The organism is Flavobacterium potami, assembly GCF_020026915.1.
In the GTDB taxonomy this organism is placed as follows: domain Bacteria; phylum Bacteroidota; class Bacteroidia; order Flavobacteriales; family Flavobacteriaceae; genus Flavobacterium; species Flavobacterium potami.
Genome location: NZ_JAINUY010000005.1, coordinates 13195 through 38732, shown reverse-complemented (window position 1 = coordinate 38732; position 25538 = coordinate 13195). Strand labels below are relative to the sequence as shown.

Below are 25538 nucleotides of genomic sequence, written 5' to 3'. Positions count from 1 at the left end.
AAACCATCAGTTTTCGCTGATGGTTTTTTTATTATAAGCTTTCTTGAATGTATTTGATTAGGTAAACAAATATAATTACCGAAATAAGAGTAATTCTAAAAGTCCTTTGTTGTTTTGCTTTTAAGGTATATCCATCCTTTTTTAATTCCCAAGTAAATAATAATTCAAGTATGGTTCTTTTAGGTGTAAATAGGAAATCTGTAATTTGATAGCTTTTGTTTGCTTTTTGTAATCTTTCTTCTTCCTCTTTAAGTTCCGACAATTTTATAGCTTTATCTATTTCCGAAGTATCTACATTTCTATTGGATAATTCATATTTAGCAAGATAAACTGCGTCGCGATTCCATTTTTTAGGAGAGCCTACAATATCTAATAACTCTTGCGTTGTTCTTGTTTTTATGGGAGGTTTAAAATTATCAGTCATCTTTTTTATTTAAGGTTATATAAGAATTTTGGATTTTTGTATTTCGTCAATTTCTCAAAAGGAACTAAAAAAGGTTCTTCGCAAGCTCGATTGTATCTCGGGAAATAAGGTGTAAATGTGATTCCTTTTTCAGTAAAACTCCAAGATACAAAATCCCAATATTCGACATTTGTATAATCGCAGTCGTCATCGGTAGCTGGTTTTTTAAAATGTTCTATTGAAGTGATGAGTTCTAACAGTTTTGGCGCAAAAAAATCATTTCTGTATTTTGAGAATGCAGTAAAATTATCCTTTTTGTCTCCGGTTACACTTTTGTCAAATGCCAGAATATCATCAATTTCATATTCTTTCCCGTTATTTAAATCAACAAGAAAACCACTGCTGCCGAAATCAGGATGTGCACCTCCGCAATCCCATGAATCCGTAGTTTCAAAGCCAAGTAAATTATTATTCAAGAAATTGATGGTTGCCGTCGTTTCTATTCCTTTGCCTTCACTATATTGAAAACGCGAAGAACAGTTTAATTGGATTAACGTTTTTTGAATGTGAATTTCGTCTAAAACAGGATTCACTGCATTTTTGTTTTTTTCTGAAAAATTACCTCCCAATCTAAAAAACTCCGAATCGCAATGTTTTTCAGCATACCAAACAAACTCTTTATTATTGTAAGTAGTTGTTTTTGTTTTCTTGAATTCTAAAAATTTAAATTTTACAAAATTGAGTTTGTCTTCTTGAGATTGAAGTTTAAGATTAGATTTGTAATTAGCGAAGTTTATAGGTGTTAAATGAACAGGCAATTGTTTTTCTTTAGCATCATACCAAAAACCGTCAAAGTTGTTGTTAGCCGATTTTTTTAGATAAAATTTTTCTGTGACAACATCATTTGGTTTAAAATACAAAGTAAAGTTGTTACTGTTTAATTTTCCTTCTAATTGAATGTCTTTTAATGAATTTTGGTAAAAATAAACAGTGTTTACATTTGTTCGGTCATCATATTTGAATATTTGAATTTTCATGAAAATTTTACTTTTCCCTAAAGTTCCTTCCAAGTAGTACGTTTGATCTTGGCAAAATGCAAATGTTGAATACAGCAGAAATAGAATAATTAAAAACTTATTTTTTGTTGTTTTCATTGTTGATTTTAAGTTTTGGATTTGAATTTAAAGATAAATAAAAATCCTACGGTTTTATTTTCGAAATTGATTAGTATGAAATAAAAAAAATCCATTCAATTTGAATGGATTTTAATTCTTTATAGTTTGTTTTTTAATGCGCTTCTAACCAATCTTTTCCTGAACCAATTTCAACTTCCAAGGGAACAGACATTTTAAATGCATTTTCCATTTCGTGTTTGATCATCGGTTGGATTTTTTCGAGTTCATCGTTGTGAACATCGAACACAAGCTCATCATGCACCTGAAGCAGCATTCTTGATTTCCAGTTTTCGTCACGAAGTTTTTTATGAATATTAATCATGGCGATTTTAATCACATCGGCAGCACTTCCCTGAATTGGTGCGTTTACGGCATTTCGTTCAGCAGCACTTCTTACAACCGCGTTTGCAGAATTAATGTCTTTTAAATAACGACGACGACCTAAAATAGTTTGCACATAACCTTTTTCACGGGCAAAATCAACTTGATCTGAAATATAAGATTTCAATCTTGGATATGTTTTATAATAAGCATCAATCAAAGCCGCACTTTCACTTCTAGAAAGAGAAGTCTGATTACTCAAACCAAAAGCAGAAACACCGTAAATGATTCCGAAGTTTACCGTTTTAGCGTTGCTTCTTTGTTCGCGAGAAACTTCTTCTAGCGCCACATTAAAAACTTTTGCAGCCGTTGCTTTATGAATGTCTTCTCCATCCTGAAAAGCTTTAATCATATTTTCTTCGCCACTTAAAGCAGCAATAATTCTAAGCTCAATTTGAGAGTAATCGGCAGAGATTAAAGTATGGTTTTCATCACGTGCCACAAAAGCTTTACGAATCTGACGTCCTCTTTCGGTACGAATTGGAATGTTCTGCAAGTTCGGGTTATTAGAACTCAAACGTCCCGTTGCAGCTACAGTTTGCATATAATCAGTATGAACGCGTAAAGTCTTTTTGTCCACTTGTTCTGGTAAAGCCAAAATATAAGTACTTTGTAATTTTACCATTTGACGCCAATCTAAAATCTGTTTTACAATCGGATTGTCGTTTGCCAAATAAGTCAAAACTTCTTCACCAGTTGCATACTGACCCGTTTTGGTTTTCTTTTGCTTTGCACCACCAATTTTAAGTTTTTCAAATAAAATGTCTCCTAATTGTTTTGGAGAAGCCAAATTGAATTTCTCACCAGCAGTTTCGTAGATTTGTTCTTCTAAAGATTTGATCTCAACATCCATTTCAGAAGACATTGCTTTTAAGAAGTCTACATCCAAACGAATACCTTCTGTTTCCATGTCGGCTAAAACGCTTACTAACGGAATTTCGATTTCGTTAAATAGCTTTTTAGTTTCGGTTTTGTCTAATTCTGTTGTGAAGATTTCTTTTAATTGTAAAGTAATATCGGCATCTTCTGCAGCATATTCTTTAATATCTTCTAAAGGAACATCGCGCATCGAAAGCTGATTTTTTCCTTTTTTACCAATTAAAGTTTCAATAGATTTTGGAGAATATTTCAAATATGTTTCAGCCAAAATATCCATATTATGACGCATATCTGGATTGATCAGATAATGCGCAATCATGGTGTCAAAAAGTTTTCCTTTTACGGTTACACCATAATTAGAAAGAATTTTTAAATCGTATTTTAAGTTTTGTCCGATTTTCTCAATGTTTTCATTTTCAAAAAACGGTACAAATTTATTGATCAAAGTTTGAGCTTCTTCTTGACTTTCCGGAAACGGAACATAAAATGCTTTTCCTTTTTCATAAGAGAAAGACATTCCGACCAATTCTGCATGAAGCGCATCAATTCCGGTTGTCTCTGTATCAAAACAAACAGAAGTCTGTTTTTCTAAATTTTGTAAAAGCAGTTTAATTCCTAAATCACCCTGAATGGTCTGATAAGAATGTTCGGTATTTTCTAAAGTGCTGTAAAATGAATTTCTTGCAGCTTCGGCACTTTCGTCAAGAGTTGTTCCTCCACCTCCAAAAAGATCAAATTGATCTTCATTTTTTGGTTGTGGTTTTTTGTATAATTTGGCATCAGAGGCTGGATTATTGTTTTCTAATTCATTTCCACCACCAACTTTAAATAAATTATCAAATTGTTCCGCCATTCTCCTGAATTCTAATTCTTGAAAAATAGCATCTGTTTTTTCGATATCTGGACGCGAAAGTTCGTAATCTTCTTCATTAAAGGTAACATCACAATCGCACATAATAGCTGCCAGTTTTTTAGATAAAATACCTTTTTCTTTATTGGCCTCGATGTTTTCTTTCATTTTACCTTTCAACTTGTCTGTATTAGCCAAAAGGTTTTCCATTGAACCAAATTCTTTCAGGAACTTTTTAGCCGTAACTTCTCCAACACCTGGTAATCCTGGAATGTTATCTACAGCATCTCCCATCATACCAAGAAAATCAATTACTTGTTCTGGTCTTTCGATTTCAAATTTTGCTAAAACTTCTGGAATTCCCCAAATCTCAATTCCGTTACCCATACGGGCAGGTTTGTACATGAATATATTTTCAGAAACCAATTGCGCAAAATCCTTATCGGGAGTTACCATATAAACCTTATAGTTTTGTTTTTCGGCTTGTTTGGCAATTGTTCCAATTAAATCGTCGGCTTCACATCCTGCAAGTTCAATAATCGGAATATGCATCGCTCTCAATAATTCCTGAATATAAGGAACAGCAATTTTAATTGCTTCGGGAGTTTCGTCTCGATTGGCTTTATAATCCGAATACATTTCTGTTCTTGCATGACTTCCTTCTTTATCAAAAGCAACAGCCAAATGATCTGGTTTTTCTCTCTTAATTACATCCAAAAGTGAATTCATGAAACCCATAATTGCAGATGTGTCCATTCCTTTTGAATTGATTCTCGGGTTTTTTATAAAAGCATAATAACCACGAAAAATTAGTGCATAAGCATCTAGAAGAAAAAGGCGTTTTTGAGTCGACATATAAAAAATATTAGTGTGTAAAAATAAACAATTGAGGTTTAAAAAACGATTTGGTTTCTTAAAATTAATTTTTTGAACCATATAAGTTATATAAGTTCATCTTTGTGGAGACACACTGCAGTGCGTCTAATTTTATATCCTAATTATTAAATGAACTTATATAACTTATATGGTAAAAAAGCATAACGTTAATGTCTCGTTAAAATATTCGCCACAGCAGATTTCTTCATTTTTTCTTCATGTAGTGAGGGTAATTTTGATCTGTATAATAAAGGTTATTAATTCTTAAATCTTAGAAATCATGAGAAATTTATTAATGTTACTAGTGGCAGTTTTAGGAACAAGTGCAATGGTTCAGGCGTTCCCTGCAAAAGATGGAAAAGCAGTTGCAGCAAAAGAAGTAAAAGCAACAAAACATCCTAAACACAAATCTGATAAAAAAGCAAAATCAGAAAAAACAGAAGCGAAAACGGAAACTCCGAAAACAGAAACTGCAAAAATGAAAAAATAATGTCGTTTTTGTTTTGTTTTCAGAAAATTGTACGGAAGCAAAACAGGAAGGATAATTATGAAGAAGAATGCAGGTTGCAAAAGCTGATAAAGAAATTTGTCAGCTTTTTTCGTTAATATTTTAATAATGCATGATTTGGTTTTTTAGAAATGATTACTTTTAATTGTGCTTAAACACATTAATTTATGAATATTTTGATTGTAGAGGATAATCGAGAACTGGCAGTAGAAGTTTATGATTTTTTGTGTAATGCCGGCTACATCTGCAAAATCGCTCACACCTGTGCAGATGCTCTGGAAGAGTTTAACAGCAATGATTACGATGCCATGCTTTTGGATCTCGGACTTCCGGATGGTGATGGTTTCGAAGTCTTGCAAACCGTCAGAAAAACAAAATCTAAAATGGCTGTTATTGTCTTGACTGCAAGAGGCGAATTGGATGATAGAATAAATGGTCTTCATCTTGGCGCCGACGATTATTTGACCAAACCTTTTGCTTTAACAGAATTAAGTGCGAGATTATTTGCCGTTATTCGAAGAATTCACGGTTTTACTCTAAACAATCTAACAATTCACGGATTTGTTTTGCAACTTCAGGATTATAAAGTAAGTTGTAATGAGCAGCCCATTAATCTGACCAAAAAAGAATTTGACATTTTTCAGTATTTGGTTTTAAATAAAAATAGGGTAATTACACGTCTCCAGCTTACAGAGCACATTTGGGGAGATATTCTAGAAGTAAATTCAGATTCTAATTTTATAGATGTGCATGTTCGAAATCTTAGAAAAAAACTCGATAAACACGCTCCTATAGATTGGTTTGAAACCGTTCGAAATGTGGGTTATCGCATAAACGAATAAACAGATTCTTGTGAAAATAAAACATCAATTAGCCATTTTTAATGCACTGACAAGATTGTTGGTGATTTTAATTTTATGGTTAATGCTTCCTATTTTAGTTCAAAATGTGGTGTATCATCATATTAATAATAGTCTTCTCGAAAAAAAAAAGAAGTTTATAGAGCATTTAAATCAGGAAGAAATCAATGATTTTATAGAAAATCCAGATGATTCGACTGAAACTTTTTCAGAATTTTCGACGCTTCATAATGAGTTTTTGGTTTTATCTCATGCTCCTATAAAACCGCGTCATAAAAACAGTACTTTTAGTAATGACTATCGAAAAATTGAAGGAGAAGAAAATGAGTATCGAATTCTAGAGCATCATTTTGTTTACGGAGGACAAGGTTATAAGCTTGAAATAGGAAGTAGTTTAAGCGAAGTAAATGATTTGACTTTTGTTATCCGCTTTTTTATACTTATTGTATTTGTCGTCATTTTGTTAATCACTTTTTTGGCAGATACTTTTTATATCGAATATCTTCTAAAACCATTTTATAAAATTATTGATACTAAAATCAGACGTGTCAATGAACCCGAAACGTTTGATCATACTCCAATAAAAGCTGCTTCAAGAGATTTTAGGGAATTGGATTTTGTTTTAAACCAGATGATGGATCGTATTGCTGAAGTTTTTAAAAAAGAAAAACAGTTTATTTCCAATGTTTCTCACGAACTTCTAACGCCAATTGCGCTTTTAAAAAACAAACTTGAAAATCTTTTGCAAAATGAATCTTTAGATGATAATGCATTTGATAAAATTGCTGGTTCACTGAAGACGTTGGATATGCTGAAAAAAATCATTAATAATTTATTGCTGATTTCCCGAATAGACAATAATCAATACGAAGCCAATGAAGAAATAAACCTAAAAGAAATCGTCTCCGACTTACAAGAAGATCTTCAGGATCGAATGGATGACAGGGAAATTCATTTTATAAATAAAATAGAAAACAGTTTTGTCTTTTTAGGAAATAAAACATTGATTCATATTTTGATTTATAATTTGGTAACGAATGCTATAAAATACAATAAACCAGAAGGGAATATCATAATAGAAGATGGTTTTGTTGGAGAACATTATTTTATTAAAGTAAAAGATTCTGGAATAGGAATGGACGAATCGCAATTAGAGAAAATATTCAGCCGTTTTGCCAGAATCAGTTCAGATCAGGAAGGGCAGGGGTTAGGACTTGCAATTGCCCAAAGTGTTGCCGCATTTCATCATATCGAAATCAAGGTGGAATCGGTTATAAACGAAGGAACTACATTTACATTATGGTTTCAAAAAGCCAATTAAAAGTTAAAATTTCTTGTAAGACTTTTTCTTCATTTTGTCTTCATTTTACGATTATATCTTTGACTTATAAATAATGAAATAATAATCATAAAAACTTTAAGTCATGAAAAAATTAGCAATTTTAGCAGTAGCAGTATTAGGAACATTCTCAATGGTAAACGCACAAACAACTCCAGCAGCTCCTGCAAAAGAAGTAAAAGCACCTAAACACGATAAAAAAGCGCACAAAAAAGCAAAAGCAGATAAAAAAGAGGAAACTGCAAAAACAGAAGCTCCAAAAGCAAAATAAGACGACATTAAATGCTTAAGATTAAATAGTTTTAAAAAGGTTGGTAGGGAAAAAGCTGAGAGAGCCATCTTTCAGCTTTTTCTATTAATAGCGTTAAATTTTTTATAATAATAAGCAATAGCATTTTTATTCTTTGTTACTTTTGTTTAAAAATATAACAAATGATTCTTCGTTTTGTAATTCTATGCGCTCTTTTCTTGTTTATTGAGTTCTATTCTTATCAGGCTTTTCGAACTTTAATTAGAGTAAGATGGGTTTTGATCAGTTATCAAGTTATAAGCTTCCTGCTTTTAGCGTTTATCATATATTCTTTCTCGCAAATAGATAGGTCGGTTGGACAAACTAGACAATTTATGTTTACAACGGGTTTAATGTTGTTGATATACGTGCCAAAAATTGTTCTAACCCTAATCATGTTTGGAAAGGATATTTTTAGAATTGGGGCAAGTATCTTGAATTATTTTGTTTACCACGCACCAAGAAAGGAAATGATGCCTGATAGAAGGAAATTTGTAAGTCAAATTGCATTAGGTTTGGCGGCTGTTCCTTTTTTGTCCATCATTTACGGAATTCTTGAAGGGAAATATAATTTCAAAGTAATCAAACAAACGGTGTTTTTTCCCGATCTTCCAGATGCTTTTGATGGTTTTAAAATAACTCAGATTTCTGATGTTCATAGTGGAAGTTTCGACAATCCGGAGAAGATTAATTATGCAATTGATTTAATAAATCAACAAGAATCTGATTTGATTCTTTTTACGGGAGATATTGTCAATACACATGCAAAAGAAATGCATCCGTGGCTGGAAACTTTCAATCGTATAAAAGAATATAAATACGGAAAATTTGCTGTTTTAGGAAATCATGATTATGGCGAATATGTAACATGGCCTTCTGAGAAAGAAAAAGACGAGAATTTTCATCAAATTAAAAATTTATACGGTCAAATTGGATTTAAGTTAATGCTGAATGAACACACTTATATTCAAAAAGGAGATGATAAAATTGCATTGATTGGAGTAGAAAATTGGGGAGTAAATTTTAAAAAAGCTGGTGATTTAAATAAAGCTTCGGAAAATGTTCATCAGGACGATTTTAAAATTTTGATGAGCCACGACCCAAGTCATTGGGATGCTGAAATTAAAGATCATCCAAAGAATTTTCATTTGACTTTTGCTGGTCATACACACGGTATGCAGTTTGGAATTGAGATTCCTGGATATTTTAAATGGAGTTTAGCTCAATACATCTACAAACAGTGGGCTGGTTTGTACGAAAACCTCGGAAGATACGTTTATGTTAACCGTGGATTTGGTTTTCATGCTTATCCAGGACGAGTTGGAATTATGCCAGAAATAACAGTCATTGAACTAAAAAAAGGCCGTAATGTCGCTTAATTCGTTAAAAATGCTAAATTTGTATTATATTTATTTCTTATAATAAATTAAAAAACTTAAAATTTTTGGTTTTATGTCAAAATTTGGAGAACTAATAAATGCTCAAGTTCCAGTGTTAATTGATTTTTACACCGATTGGAATGAATCTTCAGTTTCTATGCATCCCGTTATTAAGGATGTGGCTGCAGCGCTTGGCGATAAGGCTAAAGTGATTAAAATTGATGTAGATAAAAATCAGGAACTGGCAGAGGCGCTTCGTATAAAAGGACTTCCAACTTTAATGATTTATAAAGATGGACAAATGATCTGGAGACAATCTGGAGAACTTGATGCGAATACAATAATCGGAATTGTTCAAGACCAGTTCAAAGATTAAATAACTTCTTTGATTGATGTTATTTAATGAATAATGTCAAACTTATATCCATTTTCTTTTAAAAAATGCAGTGTTCTCGGTAAAGCGAATCTCAAATTTGGAGAAGCCTTAATACTGTCATGAAAAACAATTACGCTGCCTGATTTTACATTCTTTGTTACGTTTTCAAGACATTTTTCAGGAGTAATACTTTGATCGAAATCAGCGCTTAAAACATCCCACATTACGATTTTGTACCCTAATTTTCTAAGAACCTTAGATTGAGCTTTTTTGATTTTTCCGTAAGGAGGACGAAATAGTAAACGACGAGGCGCTTTTTCTTGTTCTTCTAAAACTTCAGCGCAGTTTTTTACATTTTCTATGTAATCATTAGTATGGATTTTCCATCCGTTCACATGATTCATAGTATGATTGCCGATAGAATGGCCTTCAGTAATTAGTTTTTCAAACAAAGCCAAATTAGCTTTAATGTTTTTTCCGATGCAGAAGAAAGTGGCTTTTGCATCAAATTTCTTCAATTCAGATAAAACCCAATCTGTAATTTCGGGAGTTGGGCCATCATCAAAAGTCAGGTATATTTTCTTTTCATTGTTAGGAATGTCCCAGCAATATTTAGAAAATACCGTTTTTATAAAGGAGTTTGTTTTTACCCAATAAAAGCCCATCTTTAATTGAATTTAATTACCTGTATAAAATTAAAAAATGCAACGCTATTTATCAAATAGTGTTGCATTTTTTTAATTGTTAAAAATTTCGTATATTATTCTTTTTCACGTCCAAAACGCTCAAAAACATTAACGTACGTATTAAATGTTGTTTTGTGTTTGTTGTAAAAGACAGTGTCTTTGTTTTCTTGCATTACATGCAACAAGCTTCTGTAACGCTCGATATCTGTAATGATATCAATTGCCAAATCAGTTTGGTCAGAAGGAGTCAGTGTACTGTAATAGTTTAAGTTCTCCTTATATTTTTCAACTAATTTGTTTAAAAGATCTTGTGCTTTAGCAGTTTCTCCAACTTTGTAATAACCGCCAGCAAAAGGCTCAACCAAAGAGTAATATCCAAATTTGTCTAAAGGCAGTTTTGTCATTGCTAAATTGATTACGTTTTTAGCTTTTTCAATTTTGCCTTCAACAATAAGTTGGTTCATTAATCTTGATAGATTAGTGCGGTAAGTAATGCTGTTTCTTCTAGTTTCAGGATCGTGATAGATGTTTCCATCGCTGTTCCCCCAATCCCATTTCATTACAATGTTGTACATCTTATCAGCATCAATTTGCCCCATGTCTAGTGGACCGCCATCTTTAGAAGGAGTGTTTTTTATAGGTACTAATTTGTAAACCATTCCATCTAATTGTAGATAGTCTTTTAACCATAAATAATCTTCATCATCAAAAGCACCTCCACTAAAATAAATAGGTCGTTTCCAATTGTTGTTGGCCAAGATGTCAAGCATCATTAAACGATTTTTGTATAAAGCACTTCCTTTAATGTCAATGTCTAAATAAGGAACAATAGAATCATTGTATTTAGGGTTAACTACTTTGTTTTGAATGATAACGTTTTTATCAACATTAACTCTGATTTTATTTGTTGGATAAAAATGAATCGTTTGTCCGTTTTGCAATCCAACAGTTGATTTAGGGTTTTTAATAAAATCAATAAAATCTTTAATATTCCAACGAGTATCAATTTTTTGAATATAAGCCGTATAGTCCAGATTATCTCCGACATATTGTTCATGTTTAAATGAAATAGGAAGCGGATTAGATTCATAAGACTTTGCCTTCATTTGGTCGATATACCAGTCTGTCATAAATAAACTTGTATTTACAATCTTAACATCGGTTCTGAAATGTTCAATTTCTTGCGCATACCAAAGAGGGAATGTGTCGTTGTCTCCAATTGTAAATAAAATAGCGTCTTTGTCGCAAGAACTTAAATAAGCTTTTGCCATTGCAACTGCTGTATATCTACCTGATCTGTCATGATCATCCCAGTTTTGAGAAGCCATTAAAACAGGAGCGGCCAATAAACTTCCGGCAATGATAACAGGACCGGCAATTTTTGGAGCCAGATATTTTTGAATGCTTTCGTAGAGTGAGTAAACTCCAAATCCAATCCAAATGGCAAAGACATAGAAAGAGCCAACAAGCGCATAATCTCGTTCACGAGGTTCGAAAGGTCTTTCGTTTAAGTATATTTTTAATGCAATTCCAGTAAATAAAAATAAAGCCAAAAGAACATAGAAACTCTTTAAGTCTTTGTTTGCATGGTACATTAAACCAATTAATCCTAAAATGAATGGAAGGAAATAGTAAGCATTACGACCTTTATTGTTTAATACATCTGTAGGTAAGTTGTCTTGAGAGCCTAAGTGTATAGAATCAAGAGGTTTGATGCCGCTGATCCAGTTCCCATCAAGATTGTCATATTTACCCTGAATATCATTTTGACGACCAACAAAGTTCCACATTAAATATCTCCAGTACATATATCCGAATTGGTATTCAAACATGAAGCTGAAATTATCAAAAGTAGATGGCTTTTCAATAATCAAATAGCTGCCATAACTTCTTAAGAATTTCACGTAGCCTTCATTGTCAATTTGTTTTTGAGAATATGCTTTTCTGAACTCAGAAACGGTTTTTTCAACCTCATTGCGTAATTGAGCTGTTGCTTTGTTGTATTCCTCTTCAGTTAATTGACTAGCATCGATTCCGTATTTTGCCAAATCTTCATCATAATCATAATTTGGATTGATTTTGAATTTAGGAGGATTTGTGAAATTGATATAATTTTGAATATGAGCAGTTTCGGTACTCCACATTCTAGGTAGGAATGTTTTCTGATTGTCATCAGAATTTTGTTCAGCGTTTTTATAATTGTTGGTAATGATGTATTTACCAGTTTTATAATCTCTCTCGTAGTTAGGTTTTTTGTCTGAATAAGGGTTTTTGGCATCAAGTCCAGCAAAAACTTCTGTGTATTGTGGACCATAAAATAATGGATTTACACCGTATTGTTCACGATTGTAGTAAGCCAAAACTTCAGAAGCATCTGAGGGTTTGTTTTCATTGATAACTGTGTTGGCATTTGCACGAACAGGAAGCATCAACCAAGTTGAGAAACCAATCAGGATAAACAATATACATAATATAATAGTGTTGTAGAATATTAAGCCTTTTTGTTTGGTATATTTTAATCCAAAATAAAAGAATGCGATAAATACTAAAGCAACAAATATAGTTCCCGAATTAAAAGGAAGTCCCATGCTGTTTACCATGAATATTTCAGTTTTTCCGAAGAATGCCATGGTTAATGGAAGAAGTAATATGAAAATAAACAATAATATACCAACAACGACTAAGTTGGCAATTATAAAGTTTTTAATAGTAACTTTTTCGTAGTGTTTGAAATAGTATAAAAAACCAATAGAAGGAATGGTCAAAAGAGCCATAAAGTGAACTCCAAACGAAAGTCCGACAACTAATGAAATAATCAAAAGCCATTTGTTCCCTTTTGGTTTGTCCATATCTTGCTCCCAACGTAAACCAAGCCAGAAAAGTAATGCAATTAATAAGGAAGCCATTGCGTAAACTTCTGCTTCAACAGCGTTAAACCAAAAGCTGTCAGAAAAAGTATAAGCTAGTGCTCCTACAAAAGAACTTCCTAAAATAACAATAGAATTGTTTTGGTCAATCTCTGCAAATCGAGCTACGATCTTTTTCAAAATCATAGACGAAGACCAGAACATAAATAATATGGTAAATGCGCTAGAAAAAACAGACATCATATTAACCATTAAAGCTACATGTTGTGCATCTATTGCAAACATTGCGAAAAATGCGCCCATCATTTGGAAAAGTGGAGCTCCTGGTGGGTGGCCTACTTCAAGTTTGGCTGCGGTAGCAATATATTCTCCGCAATCCCAAAAGCTCATTGTAGGTTCAACCGTTAAAGTGTAAGTAATTAAAGCGATTGCAAATGCAAACCAACCAATAATTGTATTCCATTTATTGAAATTGAATTGTGCCATATTTAGGTGTTAAAAATTTGAATGTTTTTCTATCCTACAAAGAAAATGTTTTTTTATGTAAAGAAACGAGCATTAACAAAAAATTCTACAAAACTATCTTTTGAAAGTAATGCATTGTTTATGAGGTGTTTTTGATTCTGCGGAAGATTTTGAATTGAAAAAAAACAAAAAAAATGATTTTTTTTGCTCAAAAAGTTTGGAGAAACTAAATAAAGACTTAAATTTGCACTCGCTTAACCGCACTGCTGGTCTATGGTGTAATGGTAACACTACGGTTTTTGGTGCCGTCTTTCTAGGTTCGAGTCCTAGTAGACCAACAGAAAAGCCTCTCAGAAATGAGAGGCTTTTTTTGTTTAAAAAAAGTTGCATTTAAAATTTGCATAAATTAAATAAAGTTTTAATTTTGCACCCGCTTAACCGCACTGCTGGTCTATGGTGTAATGGTAACACTACGGTTTTTGGTGCCGTCTTTCTAGGTTCGAGTCCTAGTAGACCAACAGAAAAGCCTCTCAGAAATGAGAGGCTTTTTTTATTGTCTGTGATTTAAAAAGGACGGAACAATTTCGGATTTCTTTTTAAATGAAAAGTAAGTGTGATAAAGTCTTTAGGGTCAATGCCTAGAGATGTTTTAGTGGTATGCTTCCTTTTTTATAATTGAATTTTGATAAAAAACCTCCCGTTTGAGCGGGTTCTAATATGGTTTGATTAAGTGGTGTTTTAGATTTTTAATGTAATTATCGGTTTTACCGCATGATTTACAAGACCTTCGCTAATACTTCCGTTGAAAAAGTGTGCAAAAGCTGTTCTGCCGTGTGTGCACATTCCGATAATATCGGCATCTATTTTGTTGGAGAAATTAATGATTCCTTTTTCAATATTTGTATCGTTATAAATTTGAGTTGTGTAGTTTGTTATGTTAAATTGCGATACAAAATCGGTCATGCTCTTTTCACTAGTGTGAGTAGGTTTGAAGCTGTTTGGGGTGCAAATGGTAACTAAATGTAATTTTGAGTCAAATAGTCTGGTGAAATTTAGAAGTTTTTCGAATGGTTTTTTTGCTTCTTCTGAGAAATCAGATGCAAAAACAACATTTACGGCATTAAAATTCGAAATGTTTTTCTTGATAACCAAAACAGGTATGTCTGAATTTCGAACTACTTTTTCGGTATTGGAACCAATTAGCAATTCTTCAACGCCAGAAGAGCCATGAGATCCCATTACGATTAGGTCAATGTCATAATCTTTGCTTATTTGTATGATGCCATGTATGGGCTTGTCCATTTTTACGATTTCAGTTATCGATATGTCGTCTAAGTAAGATCTTGAGGCGACTTCGTCAAGCATTTCATTTGCTTTTTTCATAAAAAGCATGCTTTCCGGAATACTGATTCCGCCCATGATGGCGTCACTGGTTTGGTGTGGTAATTCGAGCATGTGAAGAATAATGATCTCAGAATTGTTCTTTTTTGCGATTTGGGCTGCAACTTTTAAAGCATCTTCTGCATGTTCTGAGAAGTCGGTAGGTACTAAAATTCGTTTCATAATTTTAAAGTTAATAATATGAATAATTCTCTATTTTAATGCTCTTATAAAGGTAAGAAATATTTTTAGAGCAATCAATTTATTTGATTTATAAAAAAAACACTATATTTGCACAGTTATTTATTAAAATCTAAATAATGAGGGGACTAAGTGTCCCCTCTTTTTATAAAATTATGACATTCAAAGAAAAAGTAAACGGATTAATTACAGAAGCTCTTCTGGAAAAACCATCAATCTTTTTGATTGACTTGGTAGTTTCGGATTCTTTTAAAATTAGTGTTGGTTTAGACGGAGATAATGGAGTGGCGCTACAGGATTGTATCGATATTAGTCGTGCAATCGAGAATAATCTAGATCGTGAAGAACAGGATTTTTCGCTTGAAGTAGCATCAGTTGGAGTAGGGTCGCCTTTGAAATTGATAAGACAATACAAGAAAAATATTGGTAGAACGCTGATTGTTACTACAAATACTGAAAAAATCGAAGCAGAATTGATAGAAGCTAACGATGTTTTTATAATTTTGTCTTGGAAAGCAAGGGAGCCTAAAAAAGTAGGAAAAGGAAAAGAAACAGTTCAAAAAGAGCAACAAATACCTTACACAGAGATTAAGGAAGCAGTTGTTACAGTAACATTTTAATTTTAATTAAAGAATTTGCATGGAAAATTTAGCATTAATCGATTCATTCTCAGAGTTTAAAGATAATAAACTTATTGATCGTGTAACGCTTATGGCAATTTTAGAGGATGTGTTTAGAAATGCATTGAAGAAAAAATACGGATCTGATGATAACTTTGATATTATTATAAATCCTGATAAAGGAGATATGGAGATATGGAGAAGACGAGTAATTGTTGCTGATGAGGATCTTGATTTTGAAAACGAAGAAATTACCTTGACGGAAGCAAGAATGATTGAAGCGGATTTTGAAATTGGCGAAGAGGTTTCTGAAGAAGTAAAATTGATTGATTTAGGAAGAAGAGCTATCTTAGCGCTTCGTCAGAATCTAATATCTAAAATTCACGAACACGATAATACAAATCTTTACAAGCAATTTAAAGATATTATCGGTGATATTTATACAGCTGAAGTACATCACGTGCGTCCAAGAGTTGTTATCTTGGTTGATGATGAAGGAAATGAAATTGTACTTCCAAAAGAAAAACAAATTCCATCTGACTTTTTCCGTAAAGGAGATAATGTTCGTGGAATCATTGAAAGCGTTGAATTAAAAGGAAATAAACCTCAAATTATTATGTCTAGAACTTCTGAGAAGTTTTTAGAGAAATTATTTGAACAAGAAATTCCAGAAGTTTTTGACGGATTAATTACGGTTAAAAATGTAGTTCGAATTCCTGGTGAAAAAGCAAAAGTAGCTGTGGATTCTTATGATGACAGAATTGATCCAGTTGGAGCTTGTGTGGGAATGAAAGGTTCTCGTATTCATGGAATTGTACGTGAATTAGGAAATGAAAATATTGACGTAATCAATTATACAAACAATATTCAATTGTTTATTACAAGAGCGTTAAGCCCTGCTAAAGTTTCTTCAATCAAAATTGATGAAGAAAACAAAAGAGCTGAAGTTTTCTTGAAATTAGAAGAGGTTTCTAAAGCGATTGGTAGAGGTGGGCACAACATTAAATTAGCTGGTCAGTTGACAGGTTATGAATTAGATGTTATCCGTGAAGGAGATGTTGCCGGTACAGTTGCGGATGAAGATGATGTTGAATTAACGGAGTTTTCAGATGAAATCGAAGAATGGGTAATTGAAGAGTTTGCTAAGATAGGTTTAGATACTGCAAAAAGTATCTTGAAACACGACGTAGAAGATTTAGTAAGAAGAACAGATCTGGAAGAGGAAACTATTCTGGATGTTATGAAGATACTAAAAGAAGAGTTTGATAGTTAAGCTATAGCTGAATATCCGCTCTAACAACACAACGAAAAAGGTAATAATAAAAAGGTTATATGTCTGAAGAGAGAGTAATTAGAATAAACAAGGTTTTAAGGGAATTAAATATTTCGTTAGAAAGAGCTGTAGATTATCTAAAAGATAAGGGAATTGCTATTGATGCAAATCCGAATGCAAAAATTTCTGATAGCGAATTTAATATCCTTCAAAGCCAATTTGCGGGCGATAAGGGGAATAAAGAGGCTTCTAAAGAGGTTGGAGAAGAGAAAAGAAAAGAAAAAGAGGCATTGCGTGTAGAGCGTGAAAAAGAAATTGAAGACAAACGCAGACAAGAAGACGAGCGTCAAAAACAGCAAGAAATAATCAAAGCAAGAGCGGTTGTTTCGGGACCTGTGCAAGTTGGAAAAATTGACTTAAATCCAAAAAAACCTGCGATTACTCCTTCTGAAGAAACTGCTAAGGTTGAAGAGCCAAAAGCTGTTGTTGCACCTGTGCAGCCAGAAAAACCAGTTCAGAATGAAACTGTGAAACAAGAACCAGTTGTGGCTCCGCCAGTTTCAGAAACGAAAAAAGAAGAGCCTGTTGTTACTGAGAAAAAAGAGGTTAAAACAGAATCTCCTAGAGTTGCACAAGATCCAATTGTGTCTACTGATCCAACAACATCAGAAGAAACTATTACTACGCAATATCAAAAGCTTTCAGGAACTACTCTTACTGGGCAAACAATTGATTTATCTCAATTTAATAAGCCTAAGAAAAAGAAAGAAGATCCTAAAGCTGCTCAAAATAATAAACCTGGAGTTCCAGGAGCAGGGAATAATGCTAACAAAAATAAGCGTAAAAGAATTGCTCCTAAACCTGGTACGCCTGGTGCGCCAAAACCTGTTCAAGGAAATAATAATGCACCTGGAACGCCAAATCCAAATAAAATTACGCCTAATAATAATGGTGGCGGATTTAATGCTAACAGAAGTCAAAGACCTGGTTTTGTAAAAGGAAACCGTCCGGCAATTGTAGCTAAAGTTGAGCCAACAGAAGAAGAAGTAAAAAACCAAATTAGAGAAACTCTTGAAAAACTTCAAGGTAAAGGAGGTAAATCTAAAGCGGCTAAATATAGAAGAGATAAAAGAGAAACGCACCGTCAGAAATCTGATGATGAGCAAAGAGCTCTTGATGAAGGAAGTAAAACTATAAAAGTTACAGAATTCGTTACGGTAGGAGAAATTGCTATTATGATGGATGTGCCGATTACCAAAGTAATTGGAACTTGTATGTCTCTTGGAATCATGGTTACCATGAACCAGCGTCTAGATGCTGAAACTCTTACAATTGTGGCGGATGAGTTTGGTTATGAAGTTGAATTTATCACAGTTGATATCGAAGAAGCTATTACGGTAGTTGAGGATAAAGAAGAAGATCTAGTTACAAGAGCGCCGATTGTTACTGTAATGGGTCACGTCGATCACGGTAAAACATCTTTATTGGATTATATTCGTAAGGAAAATGTTATTGCTGGAGAGTCGGGAGGTATTACACAGCACATTGGAGCTTATGGAGTTACTTTAGATAACGGACAAAAAATAGCATTCCTAGATACTCCGGGTCACGAGGCGTTTACCGCAATGCGTGCACGTGGAGCTCAGGTTACAGATATTGCAATTATCGTAATTGCGGCGGATGATGATATCATGCCACAAACGAAAGAGGCTATCAGTCATGCTCAGGCAGCTGGTGTACCAATTATTTTTGCAATCAATAAAGTAGATAAGCCAAATGCTAATCCTGATAAGATTAAAGAAAGATTAGCAGGTATGAATTTACTTGTTGAAGATTGGGGAGGAAAAATTCAGTCTCACGATATTTCTGCTAAAACAGGTTTAGGAGTAAAAGAATTACTTGAAAAAGTTTTATTAGAGGCAGAAATCTTAGATTTAAAATCAAATCCAAATAAAGCGGCTCAGGGAACTGTAGTTGAGGCTTTCTTGGATAAAGGTAAAGGATATGTTTCTACAATTTTGGTTCAAGCAGGAACTTTAAAAATTGGAGACTATATGTTGGCTGGAAAACACCACGGAAAAGTTAAAGCGATGCACGACGAAAGAGGTCATACGGTTTTAACTGCTGGTCCTTCAACTCCGGTATCTGTTTTAGGGTTGGATGGAGCTGCAACAGCGGGTGATAAATTCAATGTGTTTGAAGATGAAAAAGAAGCGAAACAAATTGCATCTAAACGTTCGCAATTAATGCGTGAGCAGTCGGTACGTACGCAAAGACATATTACTCTTGACGAGATTGGTCGTCGTATTGCTCTTGGTCAGTTTAAAGAATTGAATGTAATTCTTAAAGGAGACGTGGATGGATCTGTTGAAGCATTGTCTGATTCGTTCTCTAAACTTTCGACAGAAGAAGTTCAGATTAATATTATCCATAAAGGAGTTGGTGCAATTACTGAAACCGATGTTAACTTGGCTTCTGCATCAGATGCGATTATTATCGGATTTAATGTTCGTCCTGCTGGAAATGCGAGACAACTTGCAGATAAAGAAGAAATCGATATCCGTTACTATTCTATTATCTATGCAGCTATCGATGACTTGAAAGATGCGATGGAAGGAATGTTAGCGCCAGAAATGAAAGAAGAAGTTTTAGGTAATGCTGAAATTCGTGAGATTTTCAAAATTTCTAAAGTTGGTTCTATTGCAGGATGTATGGTTACAGATGGTAAGATTTTACGAACTTCTAAAATTAGAGTTATCAGAGATGGTGTGGTAGTGCATACAGGTGAACTTGTGGCATTAAAACGTTTCAAAGATGATGTTAAAGAAGTTACTAAAGGATACGATTGTGGTATTCAGATCAAAGGATTCAATGATATTGAAGAAAGAGATGTTATTGAAGCGTACCACGAAGTTGCTATCAAAAAGAAATTGAAATAATATTCAATAAATATATATTAAAAAGTCCCAATGAAAGTTGGGACTTTTTTTTGTTTTTGTTTTGAAAGATCTGCGGGAATGGGATTATTTATTTAGTGGTGCTTTATTTTTACTTTTTTATGTTATTTTTGGAGTTATAAAATTAATGTAACATGAAGTTAAGATCTTTTTTGTCTGTTCTATTTGTAGGTGTTTCTTTTTTTTGTTTTGCACAGGAAGATGTTGAGAGGCCTGCACCTCCTTCTGGTAATGCTTTGATAGGTGATTATTATGGAGAGGATGTTTCAGAGTCTTCAGTGTCAAATTCAATTTCAGTGGAAAAATTAGAGAGTAAATTAAAAACTGACAATAAAATTGAAAATATAAGTGTGAAAGGTGAGGTTACAGGAGTCTGTCCGAAAAGAGGTTGTTGGGTAAGTGTAAAAACGAATGATGGGGCTTCTTTCTTTGTTAAAATGAAAGATTATGCATTTTTTGTTCCCACGGCTCTAAAGGGTAAAAATGTAGTTTTAGAAGGGAATGCAGAAAGGAAGGTGACTTCGGTAGAAGAACTAAAGCATTATGCAAAAGATGCTAAAAAAACGAAAGCAGAGATTGATGCTATTAAAGCACCTAAAGAAGAAATAAGGTTTATGGCTAGTGGAATTAAAGTTGTAAATTAACTGAGGTTTGTTCAAAATAAAAACGCGAGATTTTTTGGTCTCGCGTTTTTGTTTTTAATTGTTTGTTATTTGCCTGGTTTTAATAAAAAAACAGTCTTGTATCTTTTTTTAATTTCGGCTAAATTTCTTTCTGCCTCAATTCGGGTTTTGAAATTTCCAACAATAACTTTGTAATTTGGTGTGTTGAAGATAATAGTTCCGTCAATATCCGAATTTTCTCGTTTAAAATCTGATAGCGTTTTTTTTGCCTCATCGCTTTTACCACTAAAGATTTGAATTCTGTAAGTATCGTTTGTATTTATTGACGTGTTAATTTTACGCTTCTCGTTTAACAATTGCTCAAATTTTGGATCCTGATTCAATGTTAAATTTTGGTCTTGTGCGTTAATATTGTGTGCGAAAGCAATCGATGTAATTGTTAATAATAGATTTTTTGAAGGACTTAAAATTCTCATAATGTGATGGTTTTTATGCAAAAATAGTATTTAAAGTTTGAGTGTAAAATTTTAATATTATTTAGAATTGATATAAATTGATATTTAAGGGTATTTTAAGGTTTTGAGAATAGTTCATAAGTCGTATTTTTGTGCAAGTTTTAAAAGAGGGTATAGATTTTTCCTGAGTTTTATACAGAAAAAATCATACCAAAAATTAGTAGACAATTATTTATACTATATGAAAAAGGTGGGTAACCATAATTCGATCTCAAGAAAATTGCTGTTTGGCTTATCGCTGACGTTAATTTTCTCCCTAACTTCATTTGCTCAAGATGCTGCTGCTCCGGCGGCGCCTGAAGCTGCGGCTGCTGCTCCAGCTGCAGGAGGCGGTGATCCAGTAAAAGGGAAAGAACTTTTTAATGCAAATTGCGCTGCATGTCACAAATTAGATGCTAAGTCAACAGGTCCTGCTTTAAGGGGGGTTGCTGATAAACATGATAAAGCTTGGCTTTATAAGTGGGTGCATAACAGTTCTGACATGATTAAGTCAGGTGATCCTGTTGCTGTTAAACTTTTTGAGGAAAATAATAAAGCAGTGATGACTTCTTTTCCTCAGTTATCTGAAGGTGATATTGATAACATTATAGCTTATACTTCTGAGCCTAAAGCTGAGCCGGCAAAAACTCCAGGAACTTTACCAACTGGTGATGTTCAACAAGGTGGAGGGATTTCAAATAATATTATTTTAGGAGCTCTTGCTCTTGTAATGGCTATTTTGGTTGTGATGTTGTTCATGGTGAACAAAGTATTGACTAAAGTGGCGAATAAAAATGGTATTGAGGTTGCACCAAAAGAAGCTAGAACTCCAATCTGGAAAGCTTTTGTTAAAAATCAATTTTTGGTTTTAGTGACTTCGATCTTTTTGCTTTTGGCAAGTGGTTATTTTGTATACGGTTACTTAATGCAAGTAGGTGTAGATCAGAATTATGAGCCAATTCAGCCAATTCACTACTCTCACAAAATTCACGCTGGTGATAACGAAATCAATTGTAAATATTGCCACTCAGCTGCACGTGTAAGTAAAACAGCTGGTATTCCTTCTTTAAATGTTTGTATGAACTGTCATAAAAACATTTCAGAGGTTGCTGAGACTACTGCTACTCCTGAGTACAGCAAAGCTTTTTATGATGCTCAAATTCAAAAATTATATGATGCTGTTGGATGGGATAAGACTAAACAGGCTTATACTGGAAAAACACAACCTGTAAAATGGGTTCGTATTCATAACTTACCAGACTTTGTTTATTTCAATCACTCTCAACACGTTTCTGTTGCAGGTATTGAATGTCAAACTTGTCACGGACCTGTACAGGAATTTGAAATCATGAAGCAATATTCTAAATTAACAATGGGATGGTGTGTTGATTGCCATAGAAAAACTGATGTTAAGATGGAAGGAAACGCTTACTATGATAAAATTCATGCTGAACTTTCTAAAAAATACGGTGTAGAGAAATTAACTGCAGCGCAAATGGGAGGTTTAGAGTGTGGTAAATGCCACTATTAATCGATTTATTAAGATTTTAATATATATATACAATGTCATCAAACAAAAAATACTGGAAAAGTGTTGAAGAGCTAGAAAATAGCTCTATTGTTGAGGCGCTTAGAAATAACGAGTTTGTTGAAGAAATTCCTACTGATGAGTTTTTAGGTAATGCTGATGCTTTATCTACATCTGGGACTTCACGTCGTGACTTTTTAAAGTACGTAGGGTTTAGTACTGCAGCTGTTACATTAGCTGCTTGCGAAGGTCCTGTTCACAAGTCTATCCCTTATGTTTTACAACCAGAACAAATCATTCCTGGTGTTGCAGATTATTATGCAACTACCGTTTTTGATGGTTTTGATTTTGCTAATCTTTTGGTGAAAACTCGTGAGGGTCGTCCAATTAAAATTGAAAACAATACAATTGCTGGTGCTAAATTTGCAGCAAATGCAAGAATTCATGCTTCTATCTTAGGATTGTATGATAGTGCTCGTTTAAAAGAGCCAAAAGTAGATGGTAAAAATTCTACTTGGTCGGCAGTTGATTTGAAAATTAAATCTAGCTTAGCTGATGCAAAAGCTAAAGGTGGTCAAGTGGTATTATTAACTAATACTTTGGCTAGTCCATCTACTGAAAAATTAATCGCTGAATTCATTGCTAAAAATCCAAATGCTAAGCACGTAGTGTATGATGCAGTTTCTTCATCTGAAGCTTTGGATGCTTTTGAATCTGTATACGGTCAAAGAGCTTTGGTTGATTATGATTTTTCAAAATCTTCTTTAATTGTATCTGTTGGTGCTGATTTCCTAGGAGACTGGCAAGGTGGTGGATACGATTCTGGATATGCAAAAGGACGTATTCCTCAAAATGGACAAATGTCTCGTCACTTCCAGTTTGAATCTAATATGACATTATCTGGAGCTGCTGCTGATAAGCGCGTTCCGATGACTACAGCGGTTCAAAAACAAGCTTTAGTTGAAATTTATAATATTATTGCGGGTGCTTCTGTTCCTGTAGCTTTAGATGCAAATGTTAAAGCTGAAGTAGTAAAAGCTGCACAACAGCTTAAAGCTGCTGGATCAAAAGGAGTTTTAGTATCTGGAATTGAAGATAAAAATGCTCAATTATTAGTTTTAGCTATCAATCAAGCATTAGCTAGTGAAGCTTTTACTACTGCTGGAGCAAGACAAATTAGAAAAGGTTCTAATGCTGTTGTTTCGCAGTTGATTAAAGATTTGAATGCTGGAAGTGTTCATACTTTAATTATGAGTGGTGTTAATCCAGTTTATACTTTAGCTGATTCAGCTTCTTTTGTTTCTGGATTGAAAAAAGTTAAAACTTCAGTTGCTTTTTCATTGAAAGAAGATGAGACTGCATCGATTGTAAGTGTTGCTGCACCAGCACCTCATTATTTAGAGTCTTGGGGTGATGTTGAAATAACAAGTGGAACTTATAGTTTAACTCAGCCGACTATTCGTCCAATCTTTAATACAAAACAATTTCAAGATGTTTTATTATCAGTAAATGGTACAGCAGGTACTTTTTATGATTATTTAAAAGCAAACTCAGGAGTATTTACTGCTGGTTCTTCTTGGAATAAAGTATTGCATGATGGTGTAGCCGTTGTAGGGTCTACAGCATTATCTGGTGGAGCTATTGATGCTGCTTCTGCTGCAAATGCAGTTGCAAAATCTAAAGCTGCTGGAGAATATGAATTAGTATTATATACTAAAACTGGATTGGGAGATGGACAGCATGCAAACAACCCTTGGTTGCAAGAGTTTCCAGATCCAATTACTAGAGTTTCTTGGGATAACTATGTTACAGTTTCAAATGCAGATGCTAAGAAAATTGGTTTATCAAATGAAATCGTTGCAAATGGTGGTTTAAATGGTAGTTATGCTACTATTACTACTGCTGATGGATTGAAATTGGAAAACGTTCCAGTTATCGTTCAACCAGGTCAAGCAGTTGGAACTTTAGGTTTAGCTCTTGGTTATGGACGTAAAGCAGCTCTTAAAGAAGAAATGCAAGTAGGTTTAAATGCTTACGCTTTATATAAAGGTTTTAATGGGGTTCAATCTGTTTCTATCGTAAAAGCTGGAGGAGAACACGAGTTTGCTTGTGTTCAAGGTCAGAAAACTTTAATGGGTAGAGGAGATATCATTAAAGAAACTACTTTAAAAATATTCAATACTGAAGATGCTGAACATTGGAATGAAAAACCAATGGTATCTTTGGATCACCAAGAAGTTGAAGCTAGTACAGTAGATTTATGGGAATCATTTGATCGTTCAACTGGTCACCACTTCAACCTTTCAATCGACTTAAATGCTTGTACTGGATGTGGAGCTTGCGTTATCGCTTGTCATGCAGAAAACAACGTACCTGTTGTAGGTAAAGCTGAAGTTAGAAGAAGCCGTGATATGCACTGGTTGCGTATCGATAGATACTATTCTTCTGAAAGTACTTTTGAAGGTGATAACGAGAGAAAAGAAGGAATTGCTGGTTTATCTAGTTCATTGTCTACATTCAATGAAATGGAAAAACCTGGAGATAATCCACAAGTAGCGTTCCAACCAGTAATGTGTCAGCACTGTAACCACGCACCTTGTGAAACAGTATGTCCTGTTGCTGCAACTTCTCACGGTCGTCAAGGTCAAAACCACATGGCTTATAACAGATGTGTTGGTACTCGTTACTGTGCAAACAACTGTCCTTATAAAGTTCGTCGTTTCAACTGGTTCTTGTACAACAAAAACAGTGAATTCGATTATCATATGAATGACGATTTAGGTCGTATGGTGTTAAATCCAGACGTAAACGTTCGTTCTCGTGGAGTTATGGAAAAATGTTCTTTCTGTATCCAAAGTACTCAAGCTGTAATTCTTCAAGCAAAACGTGAAGGTAGAGTAGTGGCAAAAGATGAGTTCAACAATGCTTGTGCTTGTTCTGCAGCTTGTTCTTCTGGAGCTATGGTCTTTGGAGATGTAAATGATAAAGAAAGTGAAGTTGCTAAACTTGCTGAAAGCGAAAGAGCATACCACTTATTAGAGCATGTTGGTACAAAACCAAATGTTTTCTATCATGTAAAAGTTAGAAACACTTAGTAAAATTATTAATTAAGAAACAATATAAAGGATT

Annotated in this window: 19 protein-coding genes and 2 tRNA genes; 14 read left to right on the top strand and 7 right to left on the bottom strand. The window is 33.7% G+C overall.

The window, feature by feature from the left end; translation table 11 throughout:
- Positions 1-31 precede the first annotated feature (31 nt).
- From K6T82_RS15060 to polA, 3 genes are all read right to left on the bottom strand, one after another.
- Positions 32-424: a hypothetical protein gene (locus K6T82_RS15060; RefSeq protein WP_223707165.1), complete on the bottom strand. Its 393-nt coding sequence runs from the start codon at positions 422-424 to the stop codon at positions 32-34.
- 5 nt (positions 425-429) lie between these two features.
- Complete coding sequence (locus tag K6T82_RS15055) at positions 430-1557, bottom strand: hypothetical protein (protein ID WP_223707163.1); 1128 nt, start codon at positions 1555-1557, stop codon at positions 430-432.
- 133 nt (positions 1558-1690) lie between these two features.
- On the bottom strand, positions 1691-4543 hold the full coding sequence (polA, locus tag K6T82_RS15050) for a DNA polymerase I (RefSeq protein WP_223707162.1): 2853 nt from the start codon (positions 4541-4543) through the stop codon (positions 1691-1693).
- Positions 4544-4844: 301 nt separating this feature from the next.
- Here polA and K6T82_RS15045 point away from each other — a divergent pair, with 301 nt between their 5' ends.
- From K6T82_RS15045 to K6T82_RS15020, 6 genes are all read left to right on the top strand, one after another.
- Positions 4845-5054 (top strand): hypothetical protein, encoded by a 210-nt coding sequence (locus K6T82_RS15045; RefSeq protein WP_223707160.1) that lies wholly within the window; start codon positions 4845-4847, stop codon positions 5052-5054.
- 185 nt (positions 5055-5239) lie between these two features.
- A complete protein-coding gene (locus K6T82_RS15040; protein ID WP_223707158.1) occupies positions 5240-5914 on the top strand; it encodes a response regulator transcription factor in 675 nt (224 codons plus the stop codon).
- Between the two features lie 10 nt (positions 5915-5924).
- On the top strand, positions 5925-7253 hold the full coding sequence (locus tag K6T82_RS15035) for a sensor histidine kinase (protein ID WP_223707156.1): 1329 nt from the start codon (positions 5925-5927) through the stop codon (positions 7251-7253).
- Positions 7254-7356: 103 nt separating this feature from the next.
- Complete coding sequence (locus K6T82_RS15030) at positions 7357-7542, top strand: hypothetical protein (RefSeq protein WP_223707153.1); 186 nt, start codon at positions 7357-7359, stop codon at positions 7540-7542.
- A gap of 161 nt (positions 7543-7703) precedes the next feature.
- The gene (locus K6T82_RS15025; protein WP_223707151.1) at positions 7704-8939 is read left to right on the top strand and encodes a metallophosphoesterase; all 1236 of its coding nucleotides are present in this window, start codon (positions 7704-7706) and stop codon (positions 8937-8939) included.
- Between the two features lie 73 nt (positions 8940-9012).
- Positions 9013-9315: a thioredoxin family protein gene (locus tag K6T82_RS15020; protein ID WP_223707149.1), complete on the top strand. Its 303-nt coding sequence runs from the start codon at positions 9013-9015 to the stop codon at positions 9313-9315.
- Positions 9316-9338: 23 nt separating this feature from the next.
- Here K6T82_RS15020 and K6T82_RS15015 read toward each other — a convergent pair whose 3' ends face one another.
- Both K6T82_RS15015 and K6T82_RS15010 read right to left on the bottom strand, forming a co-directional pair.
- Entirely contained in the window at positions 9339-9980 is a 642-nt protein-coding gene (locus tag K6T82_RS15015; RefSeq protein WP_223707147.1) for a polysaccharide deacetylase family protein, read from the bottom strand.
- A 95-nt stretch (positions 9981-10075) separates the two neighbouring features.
- The gene (locus tag K6T82_RS15010) at positions 10076-13354 is read right to left on the bottom strand and encodes a glycosyltransferase family 117 protein (protein ID WP_223707145.1); all 3279 of its coding nucleotides are present in this window, start codon (positions 13352-13354) and stop codon (positions 10076-10078) included.
- Between the two features lie 246 nt (positions 13355-13600).
- On the opposite strand from K6T82_RS15010, the gene K6T82_RS15005 reads away from it, so the two are divergent.
- Positions 13601-13671 (top strand) — tRNA-Gln (locus K6T82_RS15005).
- A gap of 109 nt (positions 13672-13780) precedes the next feature.
- A tRNA-Gln gene (locus K6T82_RS15000) sits at positions 13781-13851 on the top strand.
- Between the two features lie 220 nt (positions 13852-14071).
- On the opposite strand, the gene K6T82_RS14995 is transcribed toward K6T82_RS15000, so the two are convergent.
- Positions 14072-14896 carry a universal stress protein gene (locus tag K6T82_RS14995; RefSeq protein WP_223707143.1) on the bottom strand — a complete coding sequence of 275 codons (825 nt, stop codon included), beginning with the start codon at positions 14894-14896 and terminating at the stop codon, positions 14072-14074.
- Positions 14897-15069: 173 nt separating this feature from the next.
- Here K6T82_RS14995 and rimP point away from each other — a divergent pair, with 173 nt between their 5' ends.
- From rimP to K6T82_RS14975, 4 genes are all read left to right on the top strand, one after another.
- On the top strand, positions 15070-15534 hold the full coding sequence (rimP, locus tag K6T82_RS14990; protein WP_223707142.1) for a ribosome assembly cofactor RimP: 465 nt from the start codon (positions 15070-15072) through the stop codon (positions 15532-15534).
- 19 nt (positions 15535-15553) lie between these two features.
- The gene (nusA, locus tag K6T82_RS14985; protein WP_223707140.1) at positions 15554-16807 is read left to right on the top strand and encodes a transcription termination factor NusA; all 1254 of its coding nucleotides are present in this window, start codon (positions 15554-15556) and stop codon (positions 16805-16807) included.
- Between the two features lie 59 nt (positions 16808-16866).
- Complete coding sequence (gene infB / locus K6T82_RS14980; protein ID WP_223707137.1) at positions 16867-19746, top strand: translation initiation factor IF-2; 2880 nt, start codon at positions 16867-16869, stop codon at positions 19744-19746.
- A gap of 152 nt (positions 19747-19898) precedes the next feature.
- Positions 19899-20408 carry a DUF4920 domain-containing protein gene (locus K6T82_RS14975; protein WP_223707135.1) on the top strand — a complete coding sequence of 170 codons (510 nt, stop codon included), beginning with the start codon at positions 19899-19901 and terminating at the stop codon, positions 20406-20408.
- Between the two features lie 65 nt (positions 20409-20473).
- Here K6T82_RS14975 and K6T82_RS14970 read toward each other — a convergent pair whose 3' ends face one another.
- Positions 20474-20863 (bottom strand): SPOR domain-containing protein, encoded by a 390-nt coding sequence (locus tag K6T82_RS14970; RefSeq protein ID WP_223707133.1) that lies wholly within the window; start codon positions 20861-20863, stop codon positions 20474-20476.
- 220 nt (positions 20864-21083) lie between these two features.
- Between K6T82_RS14970 and K6T82_RS14965 the strand changes: the two genes are divergently transcribed.
- Positions 21084-22412 carry a c-type cytochrome gene (locus tag K6T82_RS14965; protein ID WP_223707131.1) on the top strand — a complete coding sequence of 443 codons (1329 nt, stop codon included), beginning with the start codon at positions 21084-21086 and terminating at the stop codon, positions 22410-22412.
- A 32-nt stretch (positions 22413-22444) separates the two neighbouring features.
- Entirely contained in the window at positions 22445-25504 is a 3060-nt protein-coding gene (locus tag K6T82_RS14960; protein WP_223707129.1) for a TAT-variant-translocated molybdopterin oxidoreductase, read from the top strand.
- The last annotated feature ends 34 nt before the right edge of the window (positions 25505-25538 follow it).